This is a genomic window from Kocuria rhizophila (assembly GCF_003667225.1).
GTDB lineage: Bacteria > Actinomycetota > Actinomycetes > Actinomycetales > Micrococcaceae > Kocuria > Kocuria rhizophila.
On record NZ_RCOM01000035.1, the window covers coordinates 1 to 22,709 of the forward strand.

A 22,709-nucleotide genomic window follows, 5' to 3' on the forward strand; every position below is an offset into this window, starting at 1 on the left:
GTTCGGAGCGCTCCCGCGGGCGCGCCGCCGTGGTGGCCTCCGCCGCCGCGATGGGGGGCGCGGCCGTCGCACACCACGGCGCGGCGAACGCCGCCGCACCGCAGGGCGCCGCGGCGTCCGGCACCCCCGTGCCCGCTGCCCCCGCGCAGGAAACGGCCGCGGCGGCGTCGTCCCCGCAGTACCCCGCGGAGCCCGCCGTGACCGCGCAGCGCGACCACACGGCCCCCGTCCCCGGGGAGCAGACCCAGGAGCTGCCCCGGTACGACGACGCCGCGGCTGCCACCTACACGCGCCCGCCGCGTGAACCCATGGACCCCGCCAAGAAGAAGCGGATCCGGCTGATCGCGATCATCGTGGGCGCCGTGCTGCTGCTGGCCGTGGTGGCCGCCGTGGTGTTCTCCGTGCTGGGACGCACCGTGTTCGGCCCGGACAAGCAGGCCGAGCAGCTGCTGCAGTCCGCGACGAACGGGAAGGCCACCGCCGTCACGGAGGCGGCCGACCCGAACGTGAGCACCAGCGAGCGTGCCCTGCTCACGGACGAGGTCTACGGCGCCGCCGAGAACCGGATCTCGTCCTACGAGATCAAGGACACCCGGATCGACGGGGACCACGCCACCGTGAACGCCACCGTGACCCAGGACGGCGTGACCACCCCCGTGGACGTGCCCATGGTCAGCGACTCCCGCAACGGGCTGTTCAAGTCCTGGCGCGTGGACGAGAGCGCGGGGGTCCCGCTGTACCAGAGCTTCAGCGTGGAGATCCCCGCGGGCGTCAGCGAGCTCACCGTCAACGGCCAGAAGGTCGCGGTGGACGAGCAGGGCGAGGCCCACAGCACGCAGTTCACGGTGCTGCCCGGTGACTACGCCGTGGCCGTGTCCTCCACGAGCAAGTACGTTACCTACGGCGGCGAGCAGGTGGCCGAGATCCGCGCCGGGTCCGCACCCCTGTCCTCCGGCATGGCGTTCCAGCAGTCCTTCACCCCCGCGCTCGAGCAGGACGTCACCAAGCAGCTCAACGCGCAGCTGGACAAGTGCGCCAAGACCGCCGAGTTCGAGCCCGAGGGCTGCCCCTTCGAGTACTCCATCTACGGGGACGAGAAGGACTACCGCAACCCCGTGTGGAGCATCGAGAAGTACCCCACGTACTCGGTGTCCCGCTCCCCGTTCGACAGCGGCGAGATCTCCTTCACCACCACCAAGTCCGGTGAGGCGCGTCTGGACTACCAGCACAACGAGGAGTACGACGACGACGAGCCCGCCGACTGGTCCGACGAGGACACCACCACGAGCATCTCCACCTCCGGCACCGTGGTCGTGTCCGGGGACAAGCTCACCGTGAAGACCGGCGACTGACACCCCTCCCGCTGCCGCGGGACGTGACGACGGCGCCTCCGTCCGCATCGCGCGGGCGGGGGCGCCGTCGTCGTCGGATCAGGAGACCCGGCGGTCGCCGGACCGGGGCAGTGGTGTGGCCCTGGCCGACTGGTCAGGCCGGTGTCAGAGGTCCTGGGGGCCCAGCGGCAGGCCCAGCAGGTACCAGGCCACGAACAGCAGGAACCAGCCGATCAGCATGGCGATCGACACCGGCAGCACCAGGGAGATCAGGGTGCCCACGCCGGCCTCCTTCTGGTAGCGGCGCAGGTAGCCGAGCACCAGGGCGAAGTACGGGCTCACCGGGCTGATCACGTTGGTGGGTGAGTCGCCGATGCGGAACAGCGCCTGGGTCATCTCCGGGGACACGTTCAGCAGCATGAGCATGGGCACCATCACCGGAGCCAGCAGGGTCCACTGGGCGGAGCCGGAGGTGATGAGCAGGTTCATCACGGCCACGATCACCACGATGCCCGCGAACGTGAACACGGGACTCAGGCCCAGCGAGCCGATGAAGTCCGCGCCGTGCACGGCCAGCACGGGCCCGATCCCGGACCACTGGAAGTACGCGGTGAACTGCGCGGCGGCGAAGAACAGCACGAGCACGGGAGTGACGCCAGCCAGGCCCTTGGCCATGGCCTCGGGCACCTCTCGGGCGGTGGTCATGGTCCCGGCGGCGCGCCCGTAGACCCAGCCCACCACCGCGAACATGATCGCGATGACGATGCCCACGTTGAGCAGCAGCGGGGACATCAGGATGGAGCCGTCCTCCGCGCGCAGCGGCGAGCCGGGGGTCAGCAGCAGGGCCAGGTAGATGGCCAGCATGATCACGAACGCGATCCCGGCGTTGCGCAGACCGCGCTTCTCGCGGGGCTTCAGGCGCATGTCGTTGAAGTCGCCCATGTCCTGCTGCTTGGTGTCCGTGTCCTCGGCGAGCGCCTCGCCGCGCTTGGACAGCACCGTCTCGGTGACAAGCGTGATGATGGCCGCGAGCACGAAGGAGGAGACGAACGTGAAGAAGTAGTTGGACACCGGGGTCACGATCACGGAGTCGTCGATCAGTCCCGCGGCGGCGGTGGTGATCCCGCCCAGTAGCGCGTCCGACGCCGTGGGCAGCAGGGACGCGTTGAAGCCCGCCGCCACGGACGTGAACGCCACGATCAGCCCCACCACGGGAGAGCGCCCTGCGGCCTTGAACGCGAGCGCGCCCAGGGGGATGAGCACCACGTACATGGCGTCCGAGGCGATGGAGCCGGTGATGCCGGTCAGCGCCAGCACGAAGGTCAGCCACTTGGGGCCCACGCGCGCCACGGAACCGCGCAGCGCCGCGGAGATCATCCCGGACTGCTCCGCCACGGCCACGCCGAGCAGGACCACGATCACCAGACCCAGCGGCGGGAACTCCACGAAGTTGGTGACGGCCTCGGAGACCATCTTGCGCAGCCCCTCCGGGGACAGCAGGTTGGTCACCGCCACGGCCTCCCCCGTGGCGGGGTTGACCGCGCTGAGGCCCACGGCGGACAGGATCCAGCTGAGCAGCAGGACGATGCCCGCGAGCATCAGGAACAGCCAGAAGGGATCGGGGAGCTTGTTGCCCAGCCACTCGATCCAGTTCAGGACCCGGAGCAGGCCGCCGGTTCCCTTGCTGCCCGCGCCCTTCGGGCGGGCGCTGGGTGCGGTTGAGGACATTGCGGATTCCGTTCTGACGGTGGACGTGTGATCTGCCTAACGTACGCAACGCCCGGCCCGTCGTGGGTGAGGACACGAGGGAGCGCGCAGTGTGGCGCCGTTCCCCGGGCGCCGCACACAGAGTCTCAGCCGGTCGCACCCCCGCACGTCACAGTCGCGCACTCAGTGTCACAGTGACTCTAAGAGGGTTAGAGTCTCTGTGACATCAACGGGCCCCGTCCCGGTTCTCTCCCGCGAAGGGCGGTGGTCATGGGCACCCCGTGCACGAGCATCGCCGTGTCCACCGTGATCTTCACGGTGCGCCCCACCGGGCCGGGCGGGCGCCACGAGCTCTGGCTGCCCCTGGTGCGCCGGATCCGCGAGCCGTACCACCACCGGTGGGCGCTGCCCGGCGGGCCCCTGGGCGAGGACGAGGCGCTGGAGGACTCCGCCGCCGCGTACCTGCGCCTCACCACGGGTCTCGACGCCGCCCACCTGGAGCAGCTCGCCACCTTCGGCGGCCTCACCCGCTCGCAGGGCGCCGACGAGCGCGTGGTCACCGTGGTCTACTGGGCCGCGCTGTCCCCGCAGGAGGCGGCCGCGCGCGAGGACGACCTCAACGTCACGTGGCTGCGCGCCACCGCCCTGCCACCCCTGGCCTTCGACCACTCGCTGATCGTGACCCACGCCCTGGACCGGTTGCGCGACCGGATCGCGGACCCCGCCGTCGCCCGCTCCTTCCTGCCGGACTCCTTCACGATCGCCCAGCTGCGCGAGGTGCACGAGGCCATCCTGGGCCGCGCCGTGGACGCCCCCAACTTCCGCCGCCACGCGCTGCGCTCGGGCCGGCTGCGGGACACGGGTGAGCGCGTGGCCGGAACCCCGCACCGGCCGCCCGCGCTGTACCGCTTCACCGAGGACACCGCTCCGGACTTCACCCGCGCCGGTCCGCACCCCGTGGAGCGTCCCAGCCCCGCGAGCGCTCCCGGCCCCTCGAGCACTTCCAGCCCTTCAAGCAGTCCCGGCCCGCCGGGGCCGTCGACCCCGCCGAGTCCGCCAACACACGAGAGCCCTTCGAGCCAGGAGACACCATGACCTCCGTAGCCACCCGCCTCACCCTGCTGTCCTCCCGCCCCGGGGACGACGCCGCGCAGTCCGGCGCGCCCGGCGGCTCGTGCAGCGCCGCCCTCGCGGAGCAGCCGTGGGACTTCCCGGCCCCGCTCACCGAGGGCTACGGCCCCGGGGCGTCCCAGCACGACGTCGTTCCCGCAGGTTCCCCGACGCAGCCCGCCATTCCGCAGCGCTACCGGGACGCGAGTCCCGAGGAGCTGGACGCCATGATCCGCGCGGCCAAGCAGACCCTGGGGGACCGCGTGGTGGTGATGGGCCACTTCTACCAGCGGGACGAGATCGTGGCGCACGCGGACTTCATCGGGGACTCGTTCCAGCTCGCGCAGCAGGCGAAGGCGCACCCGGAGGCCGAGACCATCGTGTTCTGCGGCGTGCACTTCATGGCCGAGACCGCGGACATCCTCTCCACGGAGCAGCAGGCCGTGATCCTGCCCAACCCGGCCGCGGGCTGCTCCATGGCGGACATGGCGGACGAGGACTCCGTGGAGGAGTGCTGGGCGGAGCTCATGGACGTCCTCGGCCCCCACGCCACGGACGAGCACGGTGACGCGCGCACGGATGAGCGGGGCGAACCGCTGGCCTCGGTGGTTCCCGTGACCTACATGAATTCCTCCGCGGCGCTCAAGGCGTTCTGCGGGCGCCACGGGGGCATCGTGTGCACGTCCTCGAACGCCGCCACCGTGCTGGAGTGGGCGTTCGCCCGCGGGCAGCGGGTGCTGTTCTTCCCGGACCAGCACCTGGGCCGCAACACCGCCAAGGCCATGGGCGTGCCGCTGGAGCAGATGCCGCTGTGGAACCCGAACAGGCCGCTGGGCGGCAACTCCCCCGCAGGGCTGGAGGATGCGAGGGTGATCCTGTGGCACGGCTTCTGCTCCGTGCACCGCCGCTTCACCGTCGCCCAGATCGAGCAGGCCCGCGCCGAGCACCCCGGCTGCACCGTGGTGGTCCACCCCGAGTGCCCCATGGAGGTGGTGGACGCCGCGGACTCCGCCGGCTCCACGGACCACATCCGCAGGGCCGTGGCCGCGGCGGAACCGGGACAGACCTTCGCGATCGGCACTGAGATCAACATGGTCAACCGCCTGGCCGCGGAGCACCCGGAGCACACCATCTTCTGCCTGGATCCGGTGATCTGCCCGTGCTCCACGATGTACCGCATCCACCCCGGATACCTTGCGTGGGTCCTGGAGGAGCTCGTGGCCGGGCGCGTGGTCAACCGGGTGAGCGTGGCACCGGAGGTCGCGGCCGAGGCGTCGGTGGCCCTGGAGCGCATGCTCGCCGCGGTGCCGCGTGCGTGAGGCGCGGGACCGCCCGGACGACGATGCCGCGCCGCGCTTGCTCGTCGTGGGCTCCGGTGCCGCCGGACTCACCGCCGCACTGGGTGCCGCCGCCCGCGGCGCCCGGGTCACCGTCCTGACCAAGTCCACCCTCGGCCACACCGCCACGGACCGGGCGCAGGGCGGAATTGCCGCCATGACCCGCGACCTCCCTGGCGGTCAGCCCCTGGACACCCCCCAGCTGCATGCCCGGGACACCGAGGCCGCAGGAGCGGGGCTGTGCAATGCGGAGGTGGTGCGCGGCGTCGTCGCCGACTCCCCGGAGGCCATCACCCTGCTCACGGAGCACGGCGTGTCCTTCGACCGCGTGGCCGGGCCGGGCTCCCCGTGGGTCCAGGGGCTTGAGGGGGCGCACAGTGTGCCGCGGATCCTGCACGCCGGGGGTGATGCCACCGGACGGGTGATCCAGGAGGCCCTCACGGCACGGGTGCGGGAGGCCAGCGCGTCGGGAGGCATGAGTGTCCAGGAATACACACTGGTCACCGGCATCCTGCAACGGGGTGGAACCGTGTCGGGTGTGACCGCGCGCTCCGTGGATCCGGCGGGTCGCCTGGGTCCCGAGCACGTCCTGGCCGCCGAGCACGTGGTGCTCGCCACCGGCGGCGCGGGCCACCTGTACCCGTTCACCACCAACCCCGAGGTGGCCACGGGGGACGGCATCGCGCTGGCCCTCCGTGCGGGGGCCGCGGTGCGCGATCTGGAGTTCCTGCAGTTCCACCCCACCGCCCTGGCCGAGCCGGGTTCGTTCCTGATCTCGGAGGCCGTGCGCGGCGAGGGGGCCGTGCTGCGCAACCACCGCGGGGAGCGCTTCATGCTCGGCGTAGATCCCCGGGCGGAGCTGGCGCCGCGGGACGTGGTGGCCCGGGCGATCGCCGCCGAACGGGCGTCCGCCCCCGGAGCGCACGTGGTGCTGGACTGCACCGCGGTGCCCGTGCCGGACGGCCTGACCCGCGCGGAGCACCTGGCCCGTCGCTTCCCCACGATCGACCAGGCACTGCGTGACCGCGGGATCGACTGGTCACGCGAACCGGTTCCGGTGAGCCCCGCCGCGCACTACCTCATGGGCGGGATCGCCACCGACGCCGCCGGACGCACCACGGTCCCCGGGCTGTGGGCCGCGGGCGAGTGCGCGGCCACGGGACTGCACGGTGCCAACAGGCTGGCGTCCAACTCGCTGCTGGAGGCCGTGGTCTTCGGGGAGCGCGTCGGACGGCTCGTGGCCGCTGCGCCGGCCGATCCCGCGTCCTGGCCGGCGTCCGATCGGCATGACGCGCATCCCACCCCATCGGACCGGCACACCACCTGTGGCAGCACGGCACCGTTCACCCGTGCGGCCCTGCAGGCCGTGATGTGGCAGGGTGCCGGAGTGGTCCGCACCGAGGTGGGCCTCGCGGAGACGCAACGGGCGCTGGACGGGTGGCTCGCGGCGTCGTCGTCGGAGGGGCCCCGAGCGGACGCGGAGACCCTCGCGGAGCACGAGGACCGGAACCTCCTGACCGTGGCACGCGAGCTCGTCCGGGCGGCGCGGCAGCGGATCGAGTCCTGCGGGGCCCACCACCGCGCCGACGATCCGGCATCCACCGGTTCCCAGTGCCCCACCCCGTCAACCGCGCACCATGCCACCCGGGGCACCGACGGGGCCGGGCACCCCGGCACCCCCAGCCGCGCGGACACGACCCTCCCCGGAGGACACCACCACGTCAGCGCCCCCACCAGCACCGAAAGGACAGCACATGCTGCACCGCTCAGCCGTTGAGACCGTGATCCGGGCAGGACTCGCGGAGGACGCCCCGTGGGGTGACCTCACCTCCGAGCTCGCGCTCCCCGAGGATGCACACGCCACTGCCACGGTCGTGTCCCGGGAGCAGGGGGTCTTCGCGGGCGCGAAGGTGGTCCGGGTGGGCTTCACCGTGCTGGACCCGGCCGTGGAGGTCGAGCTGCACGTCGCGGACGGGGACGCTCTCGATCGCGGCACCACTGTGGCCACCGTGCGCGGACCGGCACGGGCCATCCTCACCGCCGAGCGCACGGTGCTGAACCTGGTGCAGCGGATGTGCGGGATCGCCACCACCACCGCGCGCTACGTCGCCGCCGTGGAGGAGACCGTGGCGGAGGTGGAGCGCGCGAACAAGCTGCCCACCGGGACCATCACCCGCACCCGCGTGTGCGACACCCGCAAGACCACCCCGGGTCTACGGGCACTCGAGAAGCACGCCGTGACGTGCGGCGGCGGGCACAACCACCGCTTCGGGCTCTCGGACGCCGTGATGCTCAAGGACAACCACCTGGCCGTGCTCACGGCGGGAGGGGCGTCCCTGCCCCGCGCCCTGCGCGAGCTGCGCCGGAAGATGCCCCACACGGCATGCATGGTGGTGGAGGTGGACCGGCTGGACCAGATCGAGGACGTCCTGGCCGGCGGAGCGGACGTGGTGCTGCTGGACAACTTCGCGCCCGCGGACCTGGTCAGCGGAGTGGCCATGATCGACGGCCGCGCGGCGGTGGAGGCCTCCGGCGGGATCACCCTGGAGACCATCGGCCGCGTGGCCGCCACGGGCGTGGACGTGATCTCCGTGGGCGCCCTGACCCATTCCGTACGCGCCCTGGACCTGGGCCTGGACATCGCGGTGGACCCGCAGCCCACCTTCTGAGACGCGCAGGGCGCGAGAACCCAGCCTCCATGACCCTGCATCCGGCCCAGGCTGCCGCACGCGAGCCGTGCCCGAGCACGGTTTCTCCTGCCCGTCCCGGGGGTGCTCACCCCAGACCCCCGCATGCCCCTACCTGTCGAACGAGGCTACCCATGATCTACCTGGACCACGCCGCCACCGCGGCTCCGCGCCGGGACGTGCTCGAGGCCATGTGGCCGTGGCTCACGAGCGAGTTCGGCAACGCGTCCAGCCACCACGAGCGCGGGCGCCGCGCCGCGCACGCGCTGGAGGACGCCCGCGAGCGCGTGGCCGCGGTGCTCCACGCCCGCCCGGGTGGGATCGTCTTCACCTCCGGGGGCACGGAGGCGGACAATCTCGCGGTCAAGGGGATTGCTCTGGCTCGCCGCGAGCGCCGCGCAACCCGCACACGCGTGGTCACGAGCGCCATCGAGCACCACGCCGTTCTGGACTCGGCCGCGGACCTCGCCCGCTACGACGGCTTCACCGCCCGGACGGTCCCCGTGGACCCCAGCGGTGCGGTCACCCCGGAGGCCTTCCGCACCGCACTGCTGGGGAACGACGACGCCGCACGGCAGGGGGCGCAGCACACGGCACCGGGCGCTGGCGGGCGCGCAGGCGGCGTCATGCACCGCGGGGAGAACGAGACGCCGGTGGCCGTCCGCTCCACCACCGCACCCGACGGGGCGGCACCAGAAGGCGGAGCCGAGGTGGCGGTGGCCTCCGTGATGCTCGCGAACAACGAGGTGGGCACCGTGCAGGACATCGCGGCACTGGCGGAGATCGCCGCCGAGCACGGCGTCCCCCTGCACACGGATGCCGTCCAGGCCGCGGGCGTGCTCCCCCTGGACGTTCGGACCCTCGGAGTGAGCGCATTGAGCCTCGCGGGTCACAAGATCGGCACGCCGCCGGGCATCGGACTGCTCTGGATCGCGCGGGGCACCCCCCTGCGCCCGCTGCTCAGCGGCGGTGGCCACGAACGGGGTCGCAGGTCCGGAACCTCCACCGTGGCGGGAGCGGTGGGTCTCGCGGGCGCCCTGGAACGCGCCGAGGCGGAGCGCGAGGAGCACGCACAACGCACGGCGGCGCTGCGGGACCGGTTCATCGAGGGCATCCTCGGCCGCGTTCCCGGTGCCGTGCTCACTGGCCCGGACCCGAGCGCCAGCGGGAACAGGCTGGCCACGAACGCCAGCTTCTGCTTTCCCGGGGTCAACGGGGAGACCGTGCTGGTGGACCTGGAGAACCGCGGGGTGCAGGTGTCCTCGGGCTCGGCGTGCTCGGCGGGTTCCACGGAACCGTCCCACGTGCTGACCGCGCTGGGCCTCTCCCCGGAGGTGGCAAGCACCGCGGTCCGCTTCAGCCTGGGCAGGGACACCACCGCGCAGGACGTCGACACGGCGATCGCCGCCACGGCGGACGTGGTCGCAGCACTCCAGGGCCGCGGCTGACTCGCCGCCGCCTCATCGACCGACGCCGCTCACCGAACCCGACCAGCGCGGCGCCCGCACCGCCGCTCACTCCGCTCAGGCGCCGGACGCCGACGAGTTCCCGGCGCACACGAACTGCCCCGGCGCGGAAACCCGACGCCGCCGACCACCCGCGCGAGCTACACCTCCACCGGGTACGGCGGCCTCTCCCCGCGGGCCATGGCCACCGCGTTCTCCGCGGCCATCCGTGCCATCCCCGCCCGCGTGCCCGCCTCGGCGGAGCCGATGTGCGGGAGCAAGAACGCGTTGGGCAGATCCAGCAGACCGGGCTCCACGGCGGGTTCGTTCTCGAACACGTCCAGCCCGGCGGCGAAGATCTGCCCCTCGCGCAGGGCGTGCACCAGGGCCTTCTCGTCCACCACCGGCCCACGCGCCGTGTTCACGAGCACCGCCGTGGATTTCATGCGGCGCAGGACGTCCGCGTCCACCAGGTGCGTGGTGTCCTCCGTGAGCGGGACGTGCAGCGAGAGGTAATCGCTCGTGGCCACGAGCTCGTCCCACGGCACCTGGGTGACGTGCCCCGCCAGATCGCCCAGTTCGTCGTCGGACACCTCGCGGTCGTGCGGCGGACGCTGCGTGAACTGGACGGTCATGCCGAGCCCCAGAGCGCGCCGGGCCACGGCCTTGCCGATCCGGCCCATGCCCGCGATCCCCAGCGTGGCACCGGTGACGTCCTGACCCACCAGCAGCTGCGGGCGCAACCCCTGGAACTGACCGCTGCGCAGGAACTCGGAGGCTTCGTGCGCGCGGCGCGCCGCTCCCAGGAGCAGCAGCACGGCCACGTTCGCGGTGGCGTTGTCCAGCACGTCCGGGGTGTTGCCCACCGCGATCCCGTGCTCCGCGGCCGCCGCCACATCGATGTTGTTGTACCCCACCCCGTAGTTCGCGATGCCCCTGATCCGAGCCTCCCCCAGGAGCTCCGCGGAGAAGGCGTCGGAGGTCTGGGACAGCACCACGTCGTACTCGCCGCCCGTGACCGCCTCCCGCAGCTCGTCGGCGCTCATGCCGCTGCGGGTCTCCACCTCCCCCGCGTCGCGCAGGATGCTCGGGCCGGGCTCGGGAATCTCCCGGGTCACCAGGAAACGGGGCGTGCTCATGGACGGGACTCCTCGGAATGGCTGGCTGGTAGCGCGAAACCCCGCACGGCGAGCGCCGGGCGGGGTTTCGACAGGTCACGGCACCGCGGGGCGATGCGTCACCACGGGATCAGATGAGGGACTTGGCCCCGGCGCGCGCCTTCTCGAAGCGCTCGGTGACGTCCGCCCAGTTCACGATGTTCCAGAAGGCCTTGACGTAGTCCGCCTTGACGTTCTGGTAGTCCAGGTAGAAGGCGTGCTCCCACATGTCCAGCTGCAGCAGCGGGATGGTGGCCACGGGGACACCGTTCTGCTGGTCGTACATCTGCTCGATCACCAGGTTGCCGGCGATCGGCTCGTACGCGAGGATCGCCCAGCCGGAGCCCTGGATGGTCGTGGCCACGGCCGTGAACTGGTCACGGAAGGCGTCGAAGGAGCCGAAGAACTCGTCGATCGCGGCGGCCAGCTCACCGGTGGGCTTGTCGCCGCCCTCGGGGGAGAGGTTCTTCCAGAAGATCGAGTGGTTGATGTGCCCACCCAGGTTGAACTGGAGGTCCTTGGAGAGCTTCGCGGCACCTGCGGCGTCACCGTTGGCGCGGGCCTCCTCCATCTTCTCCAGCGCGGTGTTAGCACCGGTCACGTAGGTGTTGTGGTGCTTGTCGTGGTGCAGCTGCATGATCTGCGCGGAGATGTGCGGCTCGAGCGCTGCGTAGTCGTACGGAAGATCGGGGAGAGTGAACTTTTCAGCCATGGTGAATCATCCTTCCTTTGCGGGACGTGATGCTTCAACCTTCCGCCCGCCGTCTCGCCCTGGTCAAGCACGTTCAGCCCCTGGCGTACGGGCCCCGGACTCCCCGTCACGTTCTGTCACACCCTCCGCCCCCGGCCACGGGCCTGACCTAGTCTCGGGTCATGCCAGCCGACGACGCCGCACGCCCCGTTCCGCACCTCCCCCCGGGTGTCACCGCCCCGGGCTCTCACGCGGGGTCCGGAAACGTCCCGGGGTCCGAGAGCGCAGCCGGCTCCGGGGACGCCACCCAGCGCCGTCGTGAATCCGCAGGCCTGGACCCGAGCACGCTGGAGGTGGTGCGCGCGAGACGCGAGCACGCGCGCGGCATCATCGCGCTCCGGGACACGCTGGCCCGCTGGATGCAGGCGCGCGGGATCGACCAGTGGCGCGAGGGCGAGTTCGCCCTCGAGCACGTGAAGCAGGAGATCGACCGGGACGAGTGGTGGGTCATGGAGTCCCCGCAGCGCCCCGGGGACGTGCTCGCGAGCGTGCGCGTGATCTGGGAGGACCTCCCGATCTGGGGCCCGCAGCCCGAGCCCGCGGGGTACATCCACGGGGTGGCTGTGGACCGCTCGCTGAGCGGCACCGGAACGGGGACCCGCCTGATCCGCGTGGCGGAGCAGGCCATTGCGGCCTCCGGGCGCACGATCTCCCGCCTGGACTGCGACGAGTCCAATCCTGTGCTCCAGCCCTTCTACGCCGGGCTGGGCTACACACCGCGCGGGGCGGTGGACTTCGACGTCCCCGGCATGGACTACCGGGTGCGCGTGCTGCGCATGGAGCGTTCCCTGCGCCGGTGACCCCCGCAACGCGCTGATCAGGCGCGCTGCGCGCGGTGCCGCGCGTGGGCGGCGCGGTGGGCGGCTGCCATGCGACCCCGCCCGGGAGCACCGGTCTCCCGGGACGCCTCCGCGCCACTGCCTGCCACCACCGGCGCGGCCGTCTGGGCACACGGAGCCACGCCCAGCTGCTGGCGCATCCGCTCCATCCCCACCGTGAGCTTGCGCCGTGCCACGGCCTGCGTCCACCGGGTCCGCCACCACAGTTCATGGCGCAGCCGGAAGTCGAGGTTCAGCCGCACACGGGTTCCGGTGCTCGTGGCCCACCACGTGTACTCGAGGGTGACGTCCACGGATCCGCGCGTGGTGCGGAACAGCAGCGACTCCCCGGGCACCCGGTCCGCCACGATCATGATGAAGTCGAAGTGCAGCGGGCCGATCGGCGCCCTGAACTCCAAGGCGGAGCCCACCTCCATCTGGTGGTCGGGGCACGTGGGCCAGGTGAACTCCACACCGAACCACTCGCCCATCTCCCTGGGTCGACCAATCGCACGGTCGAACTCTTCGACGGTCACGGCCACATCCTGCTCCGCGACCATGGTGAAACTGCGGTCGGACTCCCCGACCTGCGTGATGCACACAGACATGTTTTCCCCCCTAGGACGTGCCTCTCCCCATGCCGCTCGTCCCACCGAGCGGCCACAGCACGCTTGTCATCAGGACTCTAGTCTGGTGCAAAGGCCACAACTCGTCACCTCGCTCGGGGTGTGTGTCCCGTGCACACCTGGTGGACAACGGTTATCCACAGCCGTGGAGAAGTCTGTGCACAATTCGAACACATATTCGATGCAACTGCATAGTCCACGGGCCGGCTGCCCCGAAACCCGCCCGTGACCAGACGAGATACCGAACGGTCGTGCGGTTCACCCGGGGAGAGCACAGGCGTGTAACTTATCCACGCCTGTGGAGAAGTCCTGTGGACAACCGCGAATGTCCACCCTTATGGGTGCAGTCACCCCTCTTGGGGGGACACTCAGATCACACCCCCCGCCGGGGGCGGTTCAGCGCACCGGGATGACCCGGAGCCACCGGAACCCGTGGGCCTCCAGGAGGATCCCGCCGCGCAGGTCCACCTCGGACTGCGCGTGCAGCAGCGTGGCCGTGGGCAGGAACCCGCTGAGCGTCTCCCCGGTCACGAACTGCGACCAGTCGCTGACGTTGGCCAGGCACAGCACCAGGCTGTGCTCGCCCGGGCGCTGGTACCCCAGGACGTGGCTGTTGTGCGTGTCGAACGGGATGAGCGTGGTGCCCTCGAACTCCGGCGTCCTGCGGCGCACCGCGATCATGCCCCGGATCCCGCCGAAGATCCGCCCCTGCACGGAGAACAGGTCGTGGCGCCGCTCGTGGTCCGCCTCCCTGCGCCGCGGGCGGTGCACCCACCGGGCGTCATCCCCGTGACCGGGCTCCTGGCGCCAGTGGGGGTCATTGAGCTGGCCCACCTCGTCCCCCAGGTAGACCAGGGGGACCCCGCCGGTGCTCATGGCCAGGGAGTGGGCGAGCAGGATGCGGTCCACCGCGGGGCCGGGCTCGGCCTCCAGACCCAGCAGGGACGCCGTGGTCCCGCAGATCCGACAGTCACCCGTGCGCGGGTTGTCCTGGAAGGCGACGCCGTCCGCAAAGCTCCCCGGGTGGCGCCCGGTGTAGAAGGCGTTGAGGAAGCGGCGGTGACCGGCGGGGTCCACACCCAGCCGTGCGGCGTCGTCGTCGGAGAAGGTCCAGCCGATGTCGTCGTGGCCGCGCACGTAGTTGACCCACGCAGTGCCCTCGGGGGTCTCGTGGCGCTCGGCGAGCGCGGCGGAGAGCAGGGTGACGTCCCGGGTGGCCAGGGCCTCCCACGTGAGCGCCATCTGGAGGGGGTTGTAGGACAGGGCGCACTGCTCGGGGTGGACGTAGCGGATGACCTCGTCCGGGTGGACGATCGCCTCCGACTTGAACTCCACGGCGGGCGCGGCGAGGGCCGCGACGGCGCGGAACGCGCGCAGCAGGTCGTGGACCTGCGGCTGGGACTCGCACGTGCTGCCCAGCTGCTTCCAGATGAAGGCCACGGCGTCCAGGCGCAGCACCTGCGCGCCCTGGTTCGCGAGGAACAGCATCTCCCCCGCCATGGCGTGGAAGACCTCCGGGTTGGCGTAGTTCAGGTCCCACTGGAAGCGGTGGAACGTGGTCCACACCCATCGGGGATCGGGGTCGAACGGGCTCGCGGCGCGCCCGGCCGGGGTGCTGTCCACACGCGTGAAGACCCCCGGGTGGTCGTCCGGGAAAATCTCCCGGGCCGTGCGCTCGAACGCATCCGGAAGGGTGCGGTCCCGGTGGATCCAGTAGAACCGTTCGAAGTGCGGGTCCCCCGCGGCCGCGGCCCGGGCCCACTCGTGCTCGTTGGAGGTGTGGTTGAACACGAAGTCCAGCACGAGCGCGATCCCCTGCGAGCGCAGCTCGGCGGCCAGCTCCGCGAGCTCTTCCATGGTCCCGAGGGCCGGGTCCACGCGCCGGTAGGAGGATACCGCGTAGCCGCCGTCGGAGTTGCCCGCGGGGCTCTCGTACAGGGGCATGAGGTGCAGGTAGCTGAGCCCGAGCTCCCGGAAGTACGGGATCTGCTCCCGCAGCCCGGCGATCGTGCCGGCGTAGCGGTCCACGTAGCACACCCCGCCCACGGCCTCGCGGGAGGTGAACCACGGTGCCGCACCCTCGCGCTGCCGGTCCAGGTCCCGGAGGTCCGCGGGGCGCTCGGCGTAGGCGTCCCACGCGGTCAGCACGGCCCGCGCGACGACGTCCCAGATCTCCGGGCCGGAACCGTAGACGGCGGACAGGGACGTGACGATCCGGGGAAGCTGCTGCGGCAGGCGGTGGAGGAACACGTCGCGGTCCGCGGCGGCCACCCGGGTGTCCCGCACCAGGTGCTCCTGCAGCACGGCCAGCAGGTTCTCGCGACCAGTGATGCGGCGGGGAATGTTGTCAGACAGCACGGGAAGGCCTCCTCTGCCGGCACGCAGCACGTCCGCGGGCAGTGATGGTGCCCGGGATCCCCCTTGACTCCGAGCTCGGATCTGCCGGGCGCTCCGGAGGGAGGGCGCGGCCCGTCCAGCATAGGCAGGCGAGATCCCGTGACCGGCAGGTGACGTCCCCGTGACCGTCCGCGCACCCGGTGTTCACTGCACAGCGTGTGCACAGCGTTGTCCACAGGTGTGGACAACGCCCTGTGTGCAACGAGGTGCCACGTGGGGAAACGCCCGCGTCACCGCAGGTCAGGAGGGTGCGACCCCAGCCCGGTGAGCATGTGGACAACGCTGTGCAGAACGGGGTTTCCACCACGTCACCACTGTGCGTGCGCACGTGCGAATGAACGGAAGATGACGCGCGCCCGGTGGTTCCGCCGGATCGGCGGGACCACCGGGCGCGGCCCGAACCCGTGGTGGAAGTCGGCTCAGGAGGCCTTGTCGTACCCGTTGTCCTTCAGCCACTGCTTCGCGGCGTCCGCGGGGTTCTGCTGCTCGTCCCCGCTGACCTTGCGGTTGAGGTCGATCAGGTCCTGCGTGGTGAGCTTGGTGGAGAACTCGTTGAGCGCGTCCACCGCCTCCTGGGGCAGGCGGTCCGGAGCGGTCAGCGGCAGCACCTGCTGGGCGATGAAGTTGTTCTTGGGGTCCTCCAGCACCACCAGGTTCTCGTCCTGGATGGCCGGGGTGGTGGTGAAGATGTCCGCCACCTGGGCGTCGCCCTTGGTCAGCGCCTGGACCGTGAGGGGCCCGCCGCCGTCGTTGATGGGCTGGAAGGACTTGAACGAGCAGTCGTACTTCTCCTTGAGCCCGCTCACGCCGTAGGCGCGCTCCTGGAACTCCGGGGGCCCGGCCATGACCAGCTCGCCGCACACCGAGGAGAGGTCCTCCGCGGACTTCAGACCGTACTTCTCCGCGGTGGCCTGCGTGACCACCAGGGCGTCCTTGTCCTCGGCCTTGGACGCGTCCAGCACCGACAGTCCCTGGCTCTCCAGCGCGCCCGGCAGGGCCTTGGCGATCTCCTCCGCCGACGCCGCCTGGGCGTCCTTGTCCGCGAAGAGCAGCAGGTTGCCGGAGTAGTCCGGGACCACGTCCACGGAACCGTCCTTGACCGCGCCCACGTACGCCTCCCGGGCGCCGATGCCCGGAGAGGTCTCCGCCGTCACGCCGGCGTCCCGCAGCACCCCGGCGTAGAGCTCCGCGATGATCTGCGACTCGGGGAAGTCCGCCGAGCCCACGGTGACGGTGTCCGAGGAACCGCCCGAGGCGGCGTCGTTGTCCTCCGCCAGGGGGTCGGAGCCGCCGCCGCACGCCGTGAGGGCGAGCAGGGCGGAGACGGCCACCCCGGCGAAGGCCACGGGCCGCCAGCGGGGGCGGGGGGACGAGTGGTGGAAGGTCATGGGCGATCTCCTGTCAGTCTGAGACCCGGCGACGTCACCAGGCGTTGGGTGAGAGCGAGAACTGCGTCGGCGGCCAGCGCGAGCACTGCCACGAGCACCACGGACGCGAGCATGCGCGAGTAGTCGCGCACCGCGAGCCCGTCGATCAGGTAGCGGCCCAGACCGCCCAGGTTGATGTACGCCACGATGGTCACGGTGGCGAGCACCTGCAGCGCGGCGTTGCGGATCCCGCCCAGGATCACGGGCAGCGCCACCGGGACCTCCACGCGGAACAGGGTCTGGGACTCCGTCATGCCCATGGCGCGCGCGGCGTCCACGAGCGCGGGGGACACCGCGGCGATCCCGGAGTAGGTGCCGGACAGGATGGGCGGGATGGCCAGCAGCACGAGCGCCAGGATGGGCGGCATCAGACCCAGGCCCATCAGCAGGGTGAACAGCGTGAGCAGGCCCAGGGTGGGCAGCGAGCGCAGCGCGCCGGCCAGGCCCACGACCACTCCCCCGCCGCGGCCCGAGTGGCCGACCCACAGGCCCAGCGGGACGGCGATCACCAGGGCGATCACCATGGTCAGCAGGCTGTAGCCCACGTGCTCGAGCATCCGCTGGGGGATGCCCGTGGCACCCGTCCAGTTGGCGGGGTCGGTGAGGAACTGGCCGGCTTCGGCGAACAGGTTCATGCGGTGGCACCTCCGGACTCCACGGCGGCCAGGGAGCCTGCCTCGTCCCGCGAGCCCCCTTCGTGGGCCCGGGTGCCGCGGCCGTCACCGCGCCGCACGGCCGGGTTCTTCCCGCCCGTGCCGGTGCGCTGCCAGCGGGTCAGCACGTGGCCCAGCAGGCGCAGCAGCTGGTCCAGGACCACCGCGATGACCACGGTGGCCACGATGCCCACCACGATCTCCGCGACGATCGAGCGGCGCAGCCCGTCGGTGAAGAGCGTGCCCAGGGACTGGATGCCGATCACCGCGCCCACCGAGACCATGGAGATGTTGGAGACGGTGGCCACGCGCAGGCCCGCGATCATCACGGGCACGGCCAGCGGCAGCTCCACCCCGAAGAAACGGCGCGCGGGCTTGTAGCCCATGGCCGTGGCCGCCTGCAGGACGTCCCGGTCCAGCGACTCGAACGCGTCCACGCACGAGCGCACCAGAATGGCGATCACGTACAGGGTCAGCGCCACGACCACGTTGACCACGGAGGTGATCTGCGTGCCCAGGACCAGCGGCAGCACCACGAACAGCGTGAGCGAGGGAATGGTGTAGAGCAGCGAGGAGCCCGTGACGAACACGGGTCGCAACCACCGGTTGCCGGCTGCCAGCCGCGCCAGGGGAACGCTGATGAGCAGCCCCACGAGCACCGGGATCACGGACTGCACCAGGTGGGAGCCCGCAAGCTCCAGGACCGCGGGCCAGTTGTTCGTCAGCCAGTTCACGGCCTCCGCCCCCGGTCCTCACGGGTGGAGCGCTGGTCCTCGATGGCGCGCATCACGGCGTCGCCCGGGACCACACCGGCCACCGATCCGTCCTCGTGGACGGCCACGGCCTGCCCGGACGGCGAGGACAGCGCGGCGTCGAGCGCGGTGCGCAGGGAGTCGCCCGAGTGCCAGAGGGTCCCGCCCACACGCAGCTCCTCGCGCCCGGCGGCCTCACCGCTCTCGCGCACCGGGAGCCACCCCAGGGGATGCTGACGCTCGTCCACCACGAGCACCCAGTCCGACGACGCCGCCGCGCCACCTCCCTGCCACGGCACCGGGTTCTCCACCCCGGGACCCACCACGGTGCGTTCACCCGTGGTGGAGGACAGCACGGTCACGGGCTGCAGGGCCACGCTGGCGCTGTCGAAGCTGAGGGAGCGGAAGCCGCGGTCCCGGCCGATGAAGTCCGCCACGAAGTCGTCCGCCGGGGCCCGCAGCAGCTCCTCGGGTGTGGCGTACTGGGCCAGCCGGCCGCCCCGGGCGAAGACCGCCACGCGGTTGCCCAGCAGGACGGCCTCGTCGATGTCGTGGGTCACGAACACGATGGTGCGGTGCAGCCGCTTCTGCAGGTCCAGCAGCTCCTGCTGCAGGTCCTGGCGCACCACCGGGTCCACCGCGGAGAACGGCTCGTCCATGAGCAGGATGGGCGGATCCGCCGCGAGCGCCCGGGCCACGCCCACGCGCTGCTGCTGACCGCCGGAGAGCTGCGCCGGGTAGCGGGTGGCCAGGGACTCGTCCAGGCCCACCGAGCCCAGCAGCTCACGGGCGCTCGCCCGCGCCTCACGCTTGGAGACCCCGTTCAGCCGGGGCACCGTGGCGATGTTGTCCTCCACGGTCTTGTGCGGCAGCAGGCCCGACTGCTGCATCACGTAGCCCATGGAGCGGCGCAGCTGGGCGGCCGGGATGGTGGAGACGTCCTGCCCGTTGACCTCCACCACGCCGCCGGTGGGCTCCACCATGCGGTTGAGCATCCGCAGGGACGTGGTCTTGCCGCAGCCGGAGGGTCCCACGAACACCGTGAGGGACCCCGCGGGGACATCGAGGTTCAGGTCGTCGACCGCTGTGGTTCCATCCGGATAGACCTTGCTCACACCGCGATAGCGGATGGCCATGTCGGTCATGGGGTCCGTGTCCCTTCGTAGGCGTGGCCCTCATCATAGTCGGCGGCAACAATCAGCGTGCGAACTAATCGGTGCGGTCCGGGGCGAGGAGCTCGTCCGGGATCCGCTCCACACCGACCACGTCCGAGAGCAGGTGGCGGTCCACGGGGACGCCGCGGCGCAGCACGCTGATCCCACCCCCGGACTCGTGGAGCACGCAGGCCACCTCCCCGTAGGAGCGCACACCGGCCCGGCGCAGGGCCCCGTGGAGCTCGGAACGGGTGATGTGGGCGCGCCGCAGCTCCGCCTCCTGCACCTCGTCCCCGACCATGAGCAGCCGGGTGGGGGCGTTGAACAGCCGCTGCAGCCGTGGGCGTGTCCCCAGCTGGCCGAAGACCGCCTCCAGCAGGAACAGGGTGGCCAGCCCCAGCACACCGCTCGCGAGGGTGGGCGGGTGGCCCAGGATCACACGCCCGGCCACGGCGCCGAGCATCACGGTCACCACCACGTCGAACGTGGACATGGCCGAGAGCACCCGCTGGCCCAGCAGCCGGACGAACACCAGGAACACCACGTAGATCCCCGCTGCGGAGAGCACCACGCCCACCGCGTGCGGGAGCGTGATGCCGAGCTCCGCCCAGAGCCTCTCCCAGCCGCTCATGCCTGACTCCTGATCTCGAGGGAAACCGTGCGTCCGCCGGGAACGCTACCGGGCGTCGTCGTGGCCCGAGGTCGTGGCGGCGAACTGCGTCTCGTGCAGCTCCGCGTAGCGGCCGCCGCGCGCGAGCAGCTCCTCGTGGGTGCCCCGCTCGGCGATCCGACCGGCCTCGACCACCAGGATCTGGTCCGCCCGGCGGATGGTGGACAGCCGGTGGGCGATCACCACGGCGGTGCGACCGGACATGGCCTCGTCCAGCGCGGCCTGCACGTGGGCCTCGTTGGTGGAGTCCAGTGCGGAGGTGGCCTCGTCCAGGATGACCACGCGCGGGCGCGCCAGGAGCAGCCGGGCGATCGTGAGGCGCTGCCGCTCACCGCCCGAGAGCCGGTAGCCGCGCTCCCCCACCACGGTGTCCAGCCCGTCCGGCAGGGACGCGATGACGTGGCGCAGCCGCGAGCGCTCCAGAGCGTCCCAGACCTCCTCGTCGGTCACGCCCTCCCGCGCCACCGCGAGGTTGGCCCGGATGGTGTCGTGGAAGAGGTGCCCGTCCTGCATGACCATGCCCACGGTGTGGCGCAGGGACTCGAAGGTGGTGTCCCGCACGTCCTGACCGCCGATGCTCACCTCGCCGGAGTCCACGTCGTACAGCCGCGCCACCAGCTGGGCGATCGTGGACTTGCCGGCGCCGGAGGAGCCCACGAGCGCCACGGTGTGTCCTGGGGCCGCACGGAAGCTGACGTCGTGCAGCACCTCCTCGCCGCCCCGGGAGTCGAGCACCGCGACGTCCTCCAGGGACGCGAGCGAGACCTTCTCCGCGGAGGGGTAGGAGAAGTTGACGTGGTCGAACTCCACGGCCACCGGACCCTCGGGCAGGGCGCGGGCGCTGGGGCTCTCTGCAATCAGGGGCTTGATGTCCAGGACCTCGAACACGCGCTCGAAGCTGACCACCGCGCTCATGACGTCCATGTGGGCGTTCGCGAGCATGGTCAGCGGTGTGTAGAGCCTGGTCAGCAGCATGCCCAGGGCCACCACGGAACCGGCGTCCAGGTGGCCCAGCAGCGCCTGGGTGCCGCCCACGCCGTAGACGAGTGCCAGCGCCAGGGCGGAGACCAGGGTCAGCGCGGTCACGAAGGTGGTCTGCAGCATGGTGGAGCGGATCCCGATGCCGCGGACGTCCGCCGCACGGGCCGCGAACTCACGGGACTCCTCGGCGGGATCGCTGTAGAGCTTGACCAGGGTGGCGCCGCCCGCGGAGAAGCGCTCGGTCATGCGGGTGGACATCTGCGCGTTGTACTGCGCGGACTGCCGCTGAAGCGAGGCCAGCCTGCCGCCCATGGCGCGGGCGGGGACCAGGAAGATGGGGAGCAGCAGCAGGGACAGCAGTGTCACCTGCCACGAGATGGTCACCATGACCGCCACGGTGAGCACCAGGGACACCAGGTTGGACACCACGCCGGACAGCGTTCCGGCGAAGGCGCGCTGGGCGCCGATCACATCCGTGTTCAGGCGGGACACCAGCGCACCGGTGCGCGTCCGGGTGAAGAAGGCGAGCGGCATGGTCTGCACGTGGTCGTAGACGGCCGTGCGCAGGTCGTAGATGAGGCCCTCGCCGATGCGCGCGGACTGCAGGCGGCTCAGCAGGGAGAGCCCGGCGTCCGCCACGGCCACCACCGCGATGGCGATGGCCAGCCACACGACCACGGAGACGTCGTGACCGCCGGTGATGGCGTTGACCACGTCCCCGGCGAGCACCGGGGTCACGACCCCCAGCACCGCCAGCACCACGGACACCAGAACGAACGCGACCAGCGCACGGCGGTGCGGCCGGGCGAACGTGGCGATCCGCTTGACGGTGTCCCAGCTGACCCGCCGGCCCTTGTTGTCCTGCCCGCTCATGGTCCGCCACATGGCCATGTGGGCGCTCTGCATGCTCACGCCGTCACTGTAGACCCGCGCTCAGACGTGCCCAGCAGTCCTCGCGACCACCCCGTCCGTCACGGACTGGGCAGGGCCAGTGGCCCTTCAGTGGGCATGCTGTTCACGCCGGGATGGAGACTTCCCGGGGGACCGCACGGCACGAGCGGCCATGGCGCTGGGCGCGTCAGTCCAGACCCAGCACGCTGCGGGCGTTGTCGCCGCAGTTGAGTGCGCGGCCGATCTCCCGCAGCTGCGCCACCTGCTCGGTGCTCAGACGGTCGAAGACGATCTCCCGGACGTGGCGCACGTGGGCCGGCGCGGCCTCCTTGACGCGCTCGAGGCCCGCCGGGGTGATCTCCGCGATCACCACGCGCCGGTCGTCCTGACGTCCCTGCCGGGTGACGAGCCCGTCCCGCTCCATCCGGGCGACGATGCGCGAGAGCCGCGACTGCGAGGTGTTCGTGGCCGTGGCCAGCGCGGACATCTTGTGCTGACGCTCCGGCGCTTCCGAGAGCATGGCGAGCACCAGGTACTCCGCCAGGGACATGTCCTCCTCGGTGCGCAGCTGGTTCTCCACGCGCCCCGGCAGCCGGAACATGATCGACACGAGCGCGAGCCACGCCTCCCGCTCGTCCTCGGACAGCCACTTCGTCTCAGTCATGGCAAGGATTGTAGTAAGCAAAGATTGCCGCTGCAAATGTTTCTGACCCGGGGCCGCACCCGGACGTTGGCCGCGTCCGCGCTCCCCAAAGACGGCGCGTAGCCTGGTGGGCGAGGGATTCGCCCCGGCCGGCCCCCCAGATCCGACCGCC

The 22,709-nt window shown here is 71.4% G+C and carries 18 protein-coding genes and 1 pseudogene; 7 read left to right on the forward strand and 12 right to left on the reverse strand.

Annotation, left to right across the window (positions count from 1 at the left end):
• Positions 1-1,352: pseudogene (locus tag D9R02_RS06440) on the forward strand (hypothetical protein); the annotation flags it as partial.
• Positions 1,353-1,496: 144 nt separating this feature from the next.
• On the opposite strand, the gene D9R02_RS06445 reads toward D9R02_RS06440, so the two are convergent.
• The gene (locus D9R02_RS06445) at positions 1,497-3,059 is read right to left on the reverse strand and encodes an AbgT family transporter (RefSeq protein WP_121566574.1); all 1,563 of its coding nucleotides are present in this window, start codon (positions 3,057-3,059) and stop codon (positions 1,497-1,499) included.
• Positions 3,060-3,308: 249 nt separating this feature from the next.
• Here D9R02_RS06445 and D9R02_RS06450 point away from each other — a divergent pair, with 249 nt between their 5' ends.
• The 5 genes from D9R02_RS06450 (at position 3,309) to D9R02_RS06470 (ending at position 9,620) form a co-directional block, all read left to right on the forward strand.
• Positions 3,309-4,133 carry an NUDIX hydrolase gene (locus tag D9R02_RS06450; RefSeq protein WP_121566575.1) on the forward strand — a complete coding sequence of 275 codons (825 nt, stop codon included), beginning with the start codon at positions 3,309-3,311 and terminating at the stop codon, positions 4,131-4,133.
• Entirely contained in the window at positions 4,130-5,467 is a 1,338-nt protein-coding gene (gene nadA / locus D9R02_RS06455) for a quinolinate synthase NadA (protein WP_070637238.1), read from the forward strand. Before D9R02_RS06450 ends, nadA begins: the two co-directional genes overlap by 4 nt.
• Positions 5,460-7,262, forward strand: a complete 1,803-nt coding sequence (nadB, locus tag D9R02_RS06460; protein ID WP_121566576.1) for an L-aspartate oxidase — start codon at positions 5,460-5,462, stop codon at positions 7,260-7,262. Before nadA ends, nadB begins: the two co-directional genes overlap by 8 nt.
• Positions 7,240-8,154 (forward strand): carboxylating nicotinate-nucleotide diphosphorylase, encoded by a 915-nt coding sequence (nadC, locus tag D9R02_RS06465; RefSeq protein WP_070637242.1) that lies wholly within the window; start codon positions 7,240-7,242, stop codon positions 8,152-8,154. Before nadB ends, nadC begins: the two co-directional genes overlap by 23 nt.
• A gap of 152 nt (positions 8,155-8,306) precedes the next feature.
• Positions 8,307-9,620 (forward strand): cysteine desulfurase family protein, encoded by a 1,314-nt coding sequence (locus tag D9R02_RS06470; RefSeq protein WP_121566577.1) that lies wholly within the window; start codon positions 8,307-8,309, stop codon positions 9,618-9,620.
• A 158-nt stretch (positions 9,621-9,778) separates the two neighbouring features.
• Here D9R02_RS06470 and D9R02_RS06475 read toward each other — a convergent pair whose 3' ends face one another.
• A complete protein-coding gene (locus D9R02_RS06475; protein WP_121566578.1) occupies positions 9,779-10,756 on the reverse strand; it encodes a 2-hydroxyacid dehydrogenase in 978 nt (325 codons plus the stop codon).
• Positions 10,757-10,865: 109 nt separating this feature from the next.
• Positions 10,866-11,486, reverse strand: coding sequence for a superoxide dismutase (locus D9R02_RS06480; protein ID WP_019310464.1), 621 nt, complete (start codon positions 11,484-11,486; stop codon positions 10,866-10,868).
• A gap of 161 nt (positions 11,487-11,647) precedes the next feature.
• Here D9R02_RS06480 and D9R02_RS06485 point away from each other — a divergent pair, with 161 nt between their 5' ends.
• A complete protein-coding gene (locus tag D9R02_RS06485) occupies positions 11,648-12,325 on the forward strand; it encodes a GNAT family N-acetyltransferase (protein ID WP_121566579.1) in 678 nt (225 codons plus the stop codon).
• Between the two features lie 17 nt (positions 12,326-12,342).
• Here D9R02_RS06485 and D9R02_RS06490 read toward each other — a convergent pair whose 3' ends face one another.
• The 9 genes from D9R02_RS06490 to D9R02_RS06530 all read right to left on the reverse strand — a co-directional run bounded on the left by D9R02_RS06490 (position 12,343) and on the right by D9R02_RS06530 (position 22,558).
• A complete protein-coding gene (locus D9R02_RS06490) occupies positions 12,343-12,951 on the reverse strand; it encodes an SRPBCC family protein (RefSeq protein ID WP_070637246.1) in 609 nt (202 codons plus the stop codon).
• Between the two features lie 414 nt (positions 12,952-13,365).
• Entirely contained in the window at positions 13,366-15,327 is a 1,962-nt protein-coding gene (locus D9R02_RS06495) for an alpha-amylase family protein (protein WP_019310461.1), read from the reverse strand.
• A 458-nt stretch (positions 15,328-15,785) separates the two neighbouring features.
• The gene (locus D9R02_RS06500; protein ID WP_102613350.1) at positions 15,786-16,754 is read right to left on the reverse strand and encodes an ABC transporter substrate-binding protein; all 969 of its coding nucleotides are present in this window, start codon (positions 16,752-16,754) and stop codon (positions 15,786-15,788) included.
• Positions 16,751-17,428 carry an ABC transporter permease gene (locus D9R02_RS06505; RefSeq protein WP_102613349.1) on the reverse strand — a complete coding sequence of 226 codons (678 nt, stop codon included), beginning with the start codon at positions 17,426-17,428 and terminating at the stop codon, positions 16,751-16,753. Before D9R02_RS06505 ends, D9R02_RS06500 begins: the two co-directional genes overlap by 4 nt.
• Positions 17,425-18,180, reverse strand: a complete 756-nt coding sequence (locus D9R02_RS06510; RefSeq protein WP_121566580.1) for an ABC transporter permease — start codon at positions 18,178-18,180, stop codon at positions 17,425-17,427. The genes D9R02_RS06505 and D9R02_RS06510 overlap by 4 nt, the downstream gene beginning before the upstream one ends.
• Entirely contained in the window at positions 18,177-19,343 is a 1,167-nt protein-coding gene (locus tag D9R02_RS06515) for an ABC transporter ATP-binding protein (RefSeq protein WP_121566581.1), read from the reverse strand. The genes D9R02_RS06510 and D9R02_RS06515 overlap by 4 nt, the downstream gene beginning before the upstream one ends.
• A 64-nt stretch (positions 19,344-19,407) precedes the next feature.
• A complete protein-coding gene (locus D9R02_RS06520; RefSeq protein WP_019310456.1) occupies positions 19,408-19,983 on the reverse strand; it encodes a DUF421 domain-containing protein in 576 nt (191 codons plus the stop codon).
• A gap of 45 nt (positions 19,984-20,028) precedes the next feature.
• Positions 20,029-21,915 (reverse strand): ABC transporter ATP-binding protein, encoded by a 1,887-nt coding sequence (locus D9R02_RS06525; RefSeq protein WP_121566582.1) that lies wholly within the window; start codon positions 21,913-21,915, stop codon positions 20,029-20,031.
• 166 nt (positions 21,916-22,081) lie between these two features.
• On the reverse strand, positions 22,082-22,558 hold the full coding sequence (locus tag D9R02_RS06530; protein WP_101888174.1) for a MarR family winged helix-turn-helix transcriptional regulator: 477 nt from the start codon (positions 22,556-22,558) through the stop codon (positions 22,082-22,084).
• Positions 22,559-22,709 lie beyond the last annotated feature (151 nt).